We start from the raw sequence: 11,390 nt of genomic DNA, 5'->3' as shown, positions 1-11,390 counted from the left end.
GGCCTTGTTTTGCCGTCTGCAAAAGGTGAGAATAATAATTATTCGTATTTAAATAAAAGGAACGCGATATGAACATACCGGCCATTGTTGAGCCCGGCGAGCCGTTGAGTCGAGAGGAAATCGGTCGCTATAGTCGTCATCTTCTGATTCCGGATGTGGGCATGACGGGTCAGCGCCGGCTGAAAAACGCCCGGGTGCTGGTGATTGGCGCTGGAGGATTGGGCGCGCCCACGCTACTGTATCTTGCCGCCGCCGGTGTAGGCACTATCGGTATTATTGATTTTGACCGAGTTGATGTGTCCAACCTGCAGCGCCAGGTGATTCATTCTGTCGACACGGTGGGAGAGCTCAAGGTAGAGAGCGCGCGACAGGCCATTGCCCGGCTAAATCCCCTGGTGCATGTGGAAACCTATACCGATAGGCTGGAGCCCGACATGGCCGTAGCCCTTTTTTCCAGGTACGACCTGATTCTCGATGGCACCGATAATTTTGCCACACGCTACCTGGTCAATGATGCATGCATTCTGGCCGACCGGCCTTATGTTTGGGGGTCCATTTTCCGCTTTGAAGGACAGGCTTCGGTTTTCTGGGAGAACGCGCCAGGCGATGCGGGCCTGAACTATCGCGATTTGTACCCCGAGCCACCGCCGCCCGAGCTGGCCCCATCATGCGCAGAGGGCGGTGTGCTGGGGATTTTGTGCGCCGCCATTGCTTCCATTATGAGCACTGAAGCCGTAAAACTAATTACGGGCATCGGCGATCCGCTGCTGGGGCGTTTGCTGGCCTACGATGCACTTGCAATGACTTACCGTGAACTGCCGATCCGACGCCTGCCCGAGCGCAAGCCCATTACTGAGCTGGCCGATTATGAATTTTTTTGCGGCCTGACCCAAACCGCGACACCCGACCGAACCACTGACCAGATGACGGTCAAGGAATTGAAGGCACTGCGCGATGCGGGCAAGGCGCCAATTCTGATTGACGTGCGCGAACCGCATGAACGGGATATTGTCAGTATTCCCGATGCTGTGCCGCTGAGCAAGTCGCCGACCGTGGCGCAGGAAATTGTCGAGCGCTACGGGCAAGAGCAGCCGCTGGTCATTTCCTGCCGCTCGGGCGCCCGTTCCCAGGCGGTGCTGGAAGAGCTGTTGAAGATCGATCGCCGCAATGTCCGGAATCTGGAAGGCGGCGTACTGGCATGGGTGCGGGATATTGACCCATCGCTGCCAACGTATTGAATCGAAGACAGGTATTGAAAACACCATGGCCCTTATTATGAACAAGGCGGTTTACGCCCAAATCATGAAGCAGGCGCAGCAGGCGCATCCTGTCGAATGTTGCGGCATGCTGGTGGCGCCGGCTGGCCGCAGCCACGTTGCCAGGTGCATTCCGATGCGCAATGTGGCGGCATCGGAAGTGTACTTTTCCTTCGATTCGACGGAGCAGCTGCGGGTTCTGCGCGATCTTGACGAGCGTGGCGAACAATGTATCGGTATCTATCATTCTCATACGGCAACCCACGCCACGCCCAGTCGTGAAGATATCGAATTTGCCAACGACCCCGATATGCATTATCTGATCGTTTCGACCTGGCACGCAAGCACGGTGCCGTTTCGAAGTTTCCGCATCATCGCCGGCAGCGTATTTGAAGAATCGATCCACCTTGTTGCCGCGACACAGGCACAGGCCGTGGCATGAGCGCAACGCGCCTTCCCGCTTGCGCTCAGACACTTACTCATTAACTCATTAACTCATTAACTTGAACAAGGAATCACTATGTCGATATCTATTGCCGTTCCCACCATTTTGCGCCCATTGACCAACGGAGAGAAAAAAGTCCAGGCTCAGGGCGAGACGGTCGCGGACATCATCAAGCACCTGGATACGCAATTTCCAGGTGTTGGCGAGCGGCTGGTCAAGGATGGTCAGGTTCATCGCTTCGTGAATATTTATGTGAATGACAATGACATCCGTTTTTGCGAGGGGCTGGACACGAAGACAAAGCCGGGCGACAGCCTGACCGTATTGCCCGCCGTGGCCGGTGGCTGAACCGGGCTTGTTCCGCGTGTCGCATCCATTCATTGAAACCTATTTTTTGTAGATAGCAACAACCATCATGGCAGAAACAATTTTAGAAAACCTGGGCGTCAACTGGCGGCCGGGGACGGTCCCGCAGGATTGGACGGAACTGGGGGCCAGCGTGTCCCGGCAAGCGGCATTGCTTGGCATGCAAGAGGCCAACCTCGTCGATAATCCGGCAGATGCGTTGTGTAGTCTGCACCATCCCAAGGCAGGTGCGGTACATGTCGGCCTGGGAGACGATATTGGCTCGGGCAGCCCACATATCACCGAATCTACCCTGCAGGCAGTTTGTGGTCTCATGTCTGTCCATGGCAGGGCAAGCGGAGGCCCGCAGCCGCTGGGCTTGCCTTATCTGTCTGTGCTGACGGGCGCCGTGACCCTGCAAAGCGGTCTGGCAGGTTTGCTCGGGCAAATGAATGGAGGTGCATTCGAAAAAGTCGAGGTCTCTGCGCTCGCTTGCGGCCTGCTCAGTGTCAGCCAGTACCTGGCCGGTGCTAGCGCCCAGGAAGATCCGGAACAGATTGCGCCGGGCAGCACCGACCCGGTATTGCGTCCACCTTTTACGTCTGCCGATGGCGTTGTCTTTGAAATCGAGACATTGGACAGTGCGCCGTGGCGACGCTTCTGGGAAATACTGGGACTGGATCCCGAAACGGCAGGGCGCGCCTGGACCGCATTTTTGCTGCGCTATGCCAAGGCGATTGCCCCCATTCCTGGCGTGTGCCTGCAACTGTTGTCCGAAGTGCCTTATAGCCGTATCAGCGAGGCTGCCGGCAAGGCGGGGCTTGCCCTGGTTCCGGTTCGCACACTTGACCAAAGACGCAAAGACCCCGACTACGCGCGTGATGCGGTATCGCCCTGGAAAATATCGTGCGATAGTGGTTTGCCATATCTGCGGCATGGGGTGCGGCCCAATGAGTTGCCCTTGCAGGGAATTCGGGTGATCGAATCGTGCCGACGTATCCAGGGGCCTCTGGCTGGGCATATGCTGGCCATGCTTGGCGCCGAAGTGATTCGTCTGGAACCGCCAGGCGGGGATCCCTTGCGGGCGATGCCGCCGGTAGCCAATGGCTGCTCGGTCCGGTTCGACGCCCTGAACCATTTGAAACAGGTGCGGCAAGTGGATATCAAAAGCGAAGCCGGCCGCCGGCAAGTTTATGAATATGTCCGTGAGTCGGACGTGTTTCTGCACAACTGGGCGCCCGGCAAAGCGGCCCAGTTGCGACTGGATGCCCAAAATATGCATGCGATCAGACCTGATTTGGTTTACTCCTATGCGGGTGGCTGGGGCGATGCCAATATCGCAGCGCCGGGCACTGATTTCACGGTCCAGGCATGGTCGGGGGTGGCTTCGGCAATTGCTGCAAGCAATGGTATTCGGGGCGGATCGCTCTTTACCGTGCTCGACGTGCTGGGCGGGGTAGTCGCCTCTCTGGGCACGACAGCCGCATTACTGAGACGCGCCAGTACGGGCCTGGGCTGCAGCGTGGAAAGTTCCTTGCTGGGCGCGGCAGACTTGCTGATGCAATCGGCATCGCTGAGTCAGGCAAAGGGCGGGTTTTCCAAAGTGTTGCCAACGCGGGACGGCATGCTGGCGATTGAATGCACAACCGAGGGGCATAGACAGGCGCTGGACAGGATTCTTGGCATGACGTGTTCAGGGCAGGCCACTCAGGCGCAGCAAATCAGTCTGGCCAGCGATCTCAGTGATATCTGGGTCTCGCGGCTGCGGCTTGAGGGTATCCCATGCAGCCCCGTTGTGAGCAATCTGGCCGATATGGCTACCCATGGTCAACTGGCCAGACATCTTAACCATAAGTCCTATTCTTCCGTAAATTGTCCTTGGAGCTTTTCATGAATTCAGCCGGTATCATCGATCTTGTTCCCCATTCACTGCGTCGGCGCTGGGCGCAAGAGTCCCTTTATCCGGACAAACCGGTATTTGAGCTGTTTCGGGAAAAAGCACAGAACGCCCCCGATAAGCCGGCCGTCTTGTCCGAGGAGAGCACCGTCAGTTATGGTCAGTTGTACGAGCATGCATTGCGCCTGGCTACAGGGTTGCGCGGCGCCGGCGTCATGCCTGGCGACGTTGTGGCCTATCAACTGAGCAATCATTGGGTGTGTTGCGCCATTGATCTGGCGGCTGCCGCGCTGGGAGCCATTGTCGCACCGTTTCCGCCAGGGCGCGGGAAGCTGGATATCCAGTCTTTGCTGCGTCGCTGCGATGCCCGTGTGGTCATTGTGCCGGAAGTTTTTGCCGACACGGCGCTGTGCGAAATCATCGAGTCGCTGCGACCAACGCTATTGTCGTTGCGGGCGTTAGTGGTGCAGGGCAATGCCCGCGATGGCTGGGTCACGCTCGATTCATTACTGGCCAGTGCTCCGGCGGATCCTGCGCAGTTGCCCCAGGTTGATCCCGACTCTCCGGTGCGATTGCTGGTGTCTTCCGGTACGGAATCCGAACCCAAGCTGGTCGCCTATTCGCATAACGCGCTGGTGGGCGGGCGTGGCCGTTTTCTTGAGCGAATCAACCCGAAGAACAGTGAGTTCCGAGGCTTGTATCTGGTTCCGCTGGGCTCCTCGTTTGGCTCGACGGCGACCTTCGGGGTGTTGTGCTGCCTTGGCGGTTCTCTTGTTGTATTGCCTCGCTTCGATGTGCATAGCGCCATTGATGCCATTCGAAAATTTAAACCGACTTTCATTCTTGGTGTTCCTACCATGCTGCAGCGTATTGCAGCGGAGCCGGCGCTTGCAGCAGTGGACAAAAGCAGCCTCAAGGGGCTGATCGTGGGCGGCTCCGTGATTGACGAGACGACCGTCAGACGTTGCAGCAAAGCCTTTGACTGCGGTTTTATCAGTCTCTACGGATCGGCCGATGGCGTCAATTGCCATAATACGCTGAGCGATTCGATAGAAGTGGCGTTCAATAGTGTTGGAACCCCCAACCCTTCCGTTTGCGAAATACGGATCGTTGATGATAACGGTGTCGAACTTGCCCGCGGCCAGATTGGTGAAATTTACGCCCGGGGGCCCGTCAGCCCCATGCAATATGTCAATGCACCAGAGCTGGATCAGACATATCGCGACCAGGAAGGTTGGGTCAAAACAGGTGACCTGGGCTATATCAACCCGCAGGGGCATCTGGTGCTGGCCGGCCGCAAGAAGGACATCATTATCCGTGGCGGCGCCAATATCAGTCCGGTCCAGATAGAGGGGCTGGTGACTCGCCATCCGGATGTCGTAACGGTCGCTTGCGTGCCGGTTCCCGATTTCGATTTGGGCCAGCGGGTATGTCTATGCGTGACGCTGCGGCCCCAGGCTGATCGTTTCTCGCTTACCGAGATCACCAATTACTTGCGCGAACAGGGCCTGGAAATCAATAAACTACCCGAATATCTCAGGTTCTATCGAAGCCTGCCGCTGACGCCTGCCGGAAAAATCGATAAGCGTGCCTTGGCCGAGGATGCTGCGGCCATGGTCAATCCTCAAAGGCTGTCTGCATAATGAATGCCGTTACCGAACCCCTGGATAATCCGGTGACTTACCTTTGTCAGCGTGTAAAGCAATTTGTTGATACGCAAATCATTCCCAAAGAAACCGCCTTGCTTGCCGGCGACGACAATGCCAGGCAAATCGCTGCCGCGTTGTCTGCACAGGCACGCCAGGCAGGGCTGTTTGGCAGTTTTTATCCGAAGGGACATGGCGGTATTGTCAACCGATTGAGCGATTATCTGCCTATCGCCGAGCAGGAGGGCCGCTCCGAATTCGGGCCGGCCATTATGGGCGCGGATGCCACGCTTGATGCTCACATGCTGTTCTGGCATGGCAGCCCGGTCGTACGCGCGCGCTACTTTGATCCGTTGGTAAAGGGGCGTGCCGTCTGCAGTTACGCCATGAGCGAGCCGGACAGTATCGGCTCAATACCCGATACTATGCAGACGCGTGCAAGGTGGCAGGATAGCCACTGGGTGTTGACTGGCAAAAAATGGTTTGTGTGCCGCTCCCTGCACGCCGATTTCATTACCGTAGTGGCGCGTACGTCAGACAAACCGGTGGAACAGGGGCTCTCGATGCTGATTGTGCCTGCCGACGCACCCGGTTTCGAGGTGCTGCGCGAACTTCCTGTGCTGGGACGCATGCAGGGGCAGGGCGAGTTGTCCTTTACCAATGTTGTTGTCCCGTCGGATCATGTGCTGGGCGTGCCCGGGCAAGGCATCAAGCTGATGCAGCAAAGGCTCGGACTGGGCAGGATACTGCGAGCCAGTCAGTGGCTGGGTATGGCGCAGCGCAGTTTTGAGCTGATGTGCGAACGTATCCATTCGGAACGGGGCGTTCAGGCCCGATTAGTGGAAAAACAACTGGTTCGGGCCCGAGTATGCAATGTGTATCGGCATATTGCCACGGCCCGTGCGTTACTGCGAGACGCAGCCCGCAAATTCGATGACCGGCAGGCCAATTCCATAGAAGTCAATATTGCCAAACTGGCCGCTTCCGATGCCTTGAGCGTGGCGACCGATAATGCCATCCAGATCATGGGGGCAGAGGGATTGAGCGACGGGACACCCTTGTCCAGCCTGTATCGCAATGCCAGGACGACCCACATTCTAGACGGAACAGACGATGCGCTGGTCAGCTCCGTGGGGCGCGCGCTTCTTGCCAACAGTCGCAACCCTGAGCTATTTGACAGTGATTATCCCTCAGTCGTAAACAGAGCAAGCAATCATGGATGAAGCCCGATATCCCGTTCAGTCTGCGCTGGCGGTCGGCAGCCTGCTGACCCTGGCAATGGGGATGCCGATGATGATATTTTACGGTATCGGTGTGCTCGGCCCGCAATTGATCCAGGAACTGGGCATATCGCGCGGACAGCTTGCCTGGCTGACCACCGCTTCCTTCGGTGTGGCGGCCGTTGTTTCTCCGTGGTCAGGCCAGGCAGTACAGCGACTTGGCATGAGATCGGGACTGATGGGGTTGTTCGGGCTGGTCGCGCTGTCTTTTTTTCTCATGGCTGTGTTGCCTGGATTCGTCGGATTGATCCTGGCCATGTTGCTGTGTGGCGCCGCGCAATCTCTGGCGAATCCGGCAACCAATATGGCGATCGCAAAACTGGTGCCTGCCCCGAAAAAGCCAGCCATGGTTGGAATCAAACAGTCGGGCGTGCAAATTTCTGCGCTTGTGGCCGGTATCTTGCTGCCGTTTTTCGCGCAATGGTTAGGCTGGCGAGGGGCGCTGGCGTTATGGGTCCCACTGGCGCTGGTCATGTTTTTCCTGGTAAGTCGACGGTTGCCAGCGGGAATGGCCAGCGCTCAACCGCTTGCCGGCGGCCGGGCCCTTGCGCTGCCGCGTCCCAATGTGTTGCTGGGATTGCTGATGCTCGTGCAGTTATGCGCCGGCCTGACGTTATCGTCCTTCATCACTTTTTTTGGCGTCTATGCATCACAGCTGGGTATGTCGGCCCAAATGACAGGTGCTATGATCAGCGTCTTCGGCGTTATGGGCATCGTGTCGCGGATCGCGCTAACTCCCCTGGGCAGCCGACTGCGCGACGAGACGCAGTTGATGGTCATGCTTTTTATTCTTGCCTGCTTGGCCGTCTATGTCACGACACTAGCTACCCCAACCCGACACTTTCCTTTATGGATCGGCATAACCGGCATGGGGTTGACAGTGGCGGCCACCAATGCGATTGCCATGAGCATGCTGTTGCGCGACGAGCGGTTCGGCAAGACGGCTACCGCTGCCGGTATGTTGTCTGTGGGATTTTTCGGCGGGTTTGCGGTGGGACCTCTATTATTTGGCGTTTTATTATCCCAGCCCCAGGGGTTTGGAATCGCCTGGTTCTTACTGATAGGCACGACCCTGGCTGGCGCCGCCTTTTCCTTGATGCTTTACCGGATCCGATCCCATGGCAGCACATGACGTACATGATGCACATGACGCGCGGGTCGGCGAGGCGCCGCAAAACCCGTTAGTGCATGATATTTTCCGGCATATGGACCGTATTGCCCAGGCGTGTGATTCGCAGTTTCCGCTATACCGCAAGGCACGTGACCAGCCTTGGAAGTTATCTAGACGAGGGTCCTGGCTGGGCGGATTCTGGGCGGCGCTCTGGTGGAAACGGGCGGCCGTTGAGAGAACGGCAACGTCCATTGATACGGCCCGCCAATGGAGCCGCCGGCTTGAACCGGTTCTGCCGCAAGCCAGCATAAATAGAAGCTTTGTCTTTTGGTATGGGGCGGGCGTGGCCAATCAGTATGATAGCGATTCGGCGTGGCACGCGCTGTCCAGTGCGGCATGCGCGCGATTGCGTAATAGTTATGATCATCAGCAGAAAATGTATCCGCTCGGACAAGACATGGGAGGTGGCCCTGAAGGCGATCGTATTTTGAATGTCGATTCGCTCGCCTCCTTGCTGTTGCTGACCCATCTTCACGGAGATCCGCTAGACATGACCCTGGGCAGACAGCACTTGGATACGTGTGTGGCACAATTGGCTGACGCCGATGGCCGATGGGCCACTCAAGTGATGCCCGGTGTTGCGCACGAGAATCGTCATGCATCATTGATATGGTCAGCCCGCGGACAGGCGTGGGCCATGCTTGGCTTGGCGCAAGCCGTCAGGTGCTATGGAGACGATTATCAGGCTGCGGCCCTGCTTGCCTGCCAGTGGTGGAGGCAGGTCCGCAGCCAGCAGAATCAGCCGGCAGAGAGTAGCCGGCCTTGGCCTTTGCCGTCGGCCGCGGCCGGCGCCAGCGAGTTTGATCCTTGCGCATCGGCGATTGCCTGCGTTGCGCTGGAACAGATGTCCCGGCAGATGTCCGGGCAGCCGTGGCTGCGCGAAGCGGCGCAGCAAGAACGGGCCAACCTGGTGAGCTGCATGGTTGGAGAAAATGGCATTTTTGCCGGTCACCTGTATAAAGTCGATGCGCAAGCAGCCTCAATCGTAGAGACGCCTTGCGCCCTTTATTTCCTGCTTGAAGCGGTCATGGCGGCCGTCAGCGATTGATGCCATGATGTCGTGGCCCAGGCGATGATCAGCGCGCCGGAAACCAGAAAGCCCATCATGCCGGCATAACCGGTACGATCCATCAGCACGCCGGCTACTGCAGGCATGAGCGTGCGGGTCAGGATAAACAGGCTTGACTGTATTCCATAATCGAGCGCCACCAGCGCTGGACGAACGAAATACATCATGACGCCAAACACCAGGCCCGATGCTGCTCCAACGGCAATAGCAAGCAGGATCGCCATGGCAATCAGTATGGTAGCGGATGCCCCGGCCAGAACAAACATCAGTAACATGGCCAGGGCCAGCACGTTCAGCCAGGCAACACCGGATAACATCTGGCCAATACCGTAGTGCTTTGTCATGCGCGCCACCACCAGGCTGGCCAGCGCCGCGAGTACGCCACCCAGAATGCCAACGATCATGGCAATCCTCTCGGTGGACAGTCCGCTATCCAGCAGTAGCGGTTTCATATAGACCCAGGCGCTGCCCACAAAGGGAAAATAAAACAGCATGAGTATTGCCCATTTGCCGTGTCCGGCTATCGTAAAGTACGCTTTCCACAGACGCCAGTTGATGCCGGTCTGCACTGGCTCACTGGAGACGCCGGGCAAGGGCTTGCGCTGCATGAACGCCAGCAGAACGCAGCCCGATAGCAAGGCCAGGGCCATGACCTGAAACGGTGCGGCCCAGCCAAAGCGGGTGTATAACAGCAGCATTAATCCGCCGCCGACAATAGCGCCCAGCGATGTTGCTGCGGACCGGATTGCGCCTGCCCGCATGCGTTGCGATTCGGGCAAATAGCGAATCGCCAGGGCGTTGATCGGGACATCCGTCCAGGTTCCCAATAAATTAATGCTGAGCGCCAGTGTGAAGAGAAAAGACCAGGGCGACTCCTGCAGGCTGGTGCGCGAAAAGAACAGAAGCAATGCTGCGTAAACGACTGACAACACGATACTCCAGTTTCTGTAACCGGCGCGCCCCAGGGGGTAGCGGTCAACGGGAGCGGCCAGAAGGAACTTGAGAATCGCCGGCAGGCCGGCCAATTGCAATAGGCCGATGTCTGTTCCGGACCAGCCATGTTGGCGTAGCACCAACGGAAGGCCGATATACAGATAGACTACCGGTGCAGTCAGGGTCAGGTTAATCCAGCCGAGCAACAATTGAAGCGGCCAATATCCGGATTCGGCCCGGATCACTGCCGGTTCGTTTGGTTGATGCTGGTTAGGCGTGCTTGCCGTGGTATTCATGGTTTGATTCCTGTGTAAAGCCAGACCGGCGTCATGGGGAACGCGATCGGTCCGAGTGACCGGATCTGTGAAAAGCCGGTGGCGACCAGCATGTCGTGCATCTGGCCGGTGGCAGGAACAAAGCGACCGCGCAACATCATTGACGCATAAAAGGGCAGTATTCGAGATGCGTCGCGCGCCTGCGAGGGCACTTCGGCATGCGCAATGTAGAGCACGCCGCCGCGACGCAGCCCCTGGCATATTTTGCTAAGCGCGGCCTTAGGGTCCTGCAGAAAGTGCAGGACGCAGGAACACCAAATCAGATCGTAGCCGGTCCCGATGTCGTCATGTTCCAGATCTGCTGACCGCACATTGATGCGGTCGGCCAGGCCGGCGTTGTCAATCGAACCCTGAGCGACGGTAGCCGTGGCCGGCAGATCACAGACGGTTCCCGTCCATTGTGGCAGGTGGTGGGCCAGCGCAATTGCAATATGGCCGGGGCCGCCGCCCAGGTCCAGAAACCTGCCCTGCTGGACAAGTGAAGACGCCGGTGGCAGACGGTCAAGAATCGAGGGCACGCTGACGGCCCGCTGTTCCTGGCTGATTTGTTGTTCCGCCGCTTTTGCCCAGTTGGTGTGAGTTGCCTCGCCGCCCGGTATGGTACGTTCGCTGCGCCCCGAACGAACGAAGTCCTCAAATTGCGTACCCGCGTGGCGCAAGATGCGTAGGCGATAACTCAAGGCGGCAGCGCAGTTCTCGGGCGAGGACGAAACCAGGTAGCGCTTTGCCAGACTGGTGCATTGATAGTGCGTAGCCGCGCCTGAGTCGCCTGGCGAGCCCGGGGGCAAGTTGCGAGCCAGTAGTTCCATACTCCATAGCAGGTCAAGCCAGACGGAAACAGGGCCGGGCTGCATGGCCAGTTTGCTGGCCACCTGCTTTGCAGTGGCGTCCTGCACAAGGTAATCGAACAGCTTGTTGTCCAAAGCCAGTTCCAGCGCGCTAACCTGTACGGGTGCGGCGGCCATGCTCCAGAAAGGCTGGAGCGCGTGTGTATTTACCAAATCCATCATTGT

The 11,390-nt window shown here is 57.9% G+C and carries 10 protein-coding genes; 8 read left to right on the top strand and 2 right to left on the bottom strand.

Annotated elements, in window-relative coordinates:
- Nucleotides 1–68 precede the first annotated feature (68 nt).
- The 8 genes from moeB (at nt 69) to CAP48_RS18320 (ending at nt 9,088) form a co-directional block, all read left to right on the top strand.
- Nucleotides 69–1,238: a molybdopterin-synthase adenylyltransferase MoeB gene (gene moeB, locus CAP48_RS18355; RefSeq protein WP_100699322.1), complete on the top strand. Its 1,170-nt coding sequence runs from the start codon at nt 69–71 to the stop codon at nt 1,236–1,238.
- A 25-nt stretch (nt 1,239–1,263) separates the two neighbouring features.
- Nucleotides 1,264–1,698 carry a Mov34/MPN/PAD-1 family protein gene (locus CAP48_RS18350; RefSeq protein ID WP_100699321.1) on the top strand — a complete coding sequence of 145 codons (435 nt, stop codon included), beginning with the start codon at nt 1,264–1,266 and terminating at the stop codon, nt 1,696–1,698.
- A gap of 78 nt (nt 1,699–1,776) precedes the next feature.
- Nucleotides 1,777–2,049 (top strand): MoaD/ThiS family protein, encoded by a 273-nt coding sequence (locus tag CAP48_RS18345; RefSeq protein WP_100699320.1) that lies wholly within the window; start codon nt 1,777–1,779, stop codon nt 2,047–2,049.
- A gap of 67 nt (nt 2,050–2,116) precedes the next feature.
- The gene (locus tag CAP48_RS18340; protein WP_100699319.1) at nt 2,117–3,940 is read left to right on the top strand and encodes a CoA transferase; all 1,824 of its coding nucleotides are present in this window, start codon (nt 2,117–2,119) and stop codon (nt 3,938–3,940) included.
- The gene (locus CAP48_RS18335; protein ID WP_100699318.1) at nt 3,937–5,586 is read left to right on the top strand and encodes a class I adenylate-forming enzyme family protein; all 1,650 of its coding nucleotides are present in this window, start codon (nt 3,937–3,939) and stop codon (nt 5,584–5,586) included. The genes CAP48_RS18340 and CAP48_RS18335 overlap by 4 nt, the downstream gene beginning before the upstream one ends.
- Nucleotides 5,586–6,812, top strand: a complete 1,227-nt coding sequence (locus CAP48_RS18330) for an acyl-CoA dehydrogenase family protein (protein WP_100699317.1) — start codon at nt 5,586–5,588, stop codon at nt 6,810–6,812. The genes CAP48_RS18335 and CAP48_RS18330 overlap by 1 nt, the downstream gene beginning before the upstream one ends.
- Entirely contained in the window at nt 6,805–8,001 is a 1,197-nt protein-coding gene (locus tag CAP48_RS18325; protein ID WP_100699316.1) for a CynX/NimT family MFS transporter, read from the top strand. The genes CAP48_RS18330 and CAP48_RS18325 overlap by 8 nt, the downstream gene beginning before the upstream one ends.
- Entirely contained in the window at nt 7,988–9,088 is a 1,101-nt protein-coding gene (locus CAP48_RS18320) for a glucuronyl hydrolase (RefSeq protein WP_100699315.1), read from the top strand. Before CAP48_RS18325 ends, CAP48_RS18320 begins: the two co-directional genes overlap by 14 nt.
- Here CAP48_RS18320 and CAP48_RS18315 read toward each other — a convergent pair.
- Nucleotides 9,046–10,338, bottom strand: coding sequence for an MFS transporter (locus tag CAP48_RS18315; protein ID WP_100699314.1), 1,293 nt, complete (start codon nt 10,336–10,338; stop codon nt 9,046–9,048). The genes CAP48_RS18320 and CAP48_RS18315 overlap by 43 nt on opposite strands.
- Nucleotides 10,335–11,384, bottom strand: coding sequence for a methyltransferase (locus tag CAP48_RS18310; protein ID WP_161495304.1), 1,050 nt, complete (start codon nt 11,382–11,384; stop codon nt 10,335–10,337). Before CAP48_RS18310 ends, CAP48_RS18315 begins: the two co-directional genes overlap by 4 nt.
- Nucleotides 11,385–11,390 lie beyond the last annotated feature (6 nt).

This window comes from Advenella sp. S44 (assembly GCF_002810445.1).
In the GTDB taxonomy this organism is placed as follows: domain Bacteria; phylum Pseudomonadota; class Gammaproteobacteria; order Burkholderiales; family Burkholderiaceae_B; genus Advenella.
The sequence above is the reverse complement of the archived record's forward strand: the minus strand, read 5'-3'. Positions and strand labels throughout refer to the sequence as shown.

What these genes read in the sequence shown, in the direction of transcription:
- moeB (WP_100699322.1), top strand. Translation starts at nt 69, where the DNA reads ATGAACATACCGGCCATTGTTGAGCCCGGCGAGCCGTTGAGTCGAGAG.
- CAP48_RS18350 (WP_100699321.1), top strand. Translation starts at nt 1,264, where the DNA reads ATGGCCCTTATTATGAACAAGGCGGTTTACGCCCAAATCATGAAGCAG.
- CAP48_RS18345 (WP_100699320.1), top strand. Translation starts at nt 1,777, where the DNA reads ATGTCGATATCTATTGCCGTTCCCACCATTTTGCGCCCATTGACCAAC.
- CAP48_RS18340 (WP_100699319.1), top strand. Translation starts at nt 2,117, where the DNA reads ATGGCAGAAACAATTTTAGAAAACCTGGGCGTCAACTGGCGGCCGGGG.
- CAP48_RS18335 (WP_100699318.1), top strand. Translation starts at nt 3,937, where the DNA reads ATGAATTCAGCCGGTATCATCGATCTTGTTCCCCATTCACTGCGTCGG.
- CAP48_RS18330 (WP_100699317.1), top strand. Translation starts at nt 5,586, where the DNA reads ATGAATGCCGTTACCGAACCCCTGGATAATCCGGTGACTTACCTTTGT.
- CAP48_RS18325 (WP_100699316.1), top strand. Translation starts at nt 6,805, where the DNA reads ATGGATGAAGCCCGATATCCCGTTCAGTCTGCGCTGGCGGTCGGCAGC.
- CAP48_RS18320 (WP_100699315.1), top strand. Translation starts at nt 7,988, where the DNA reads ATGGCAGCACATGACGTACATGATGCACATGACGCGCGGGTCGGCGAG.
- CAP48_RS18315 (WP_100699314.1), bottom strand. Translation starts at nt 10,338, where the DNA reads ATGAATACCACGGCAAGCACGCCTAACCAGCATCAACCAAACGAACCG.
- CAP48_RS18310 (WP_161495304.1), bottom strand. Translation starts at nt 11,384, where the DNA reads ATGGATTTGGTAAATACACACGCGCTCCAGCCTTTCTGGAGCATGGCC.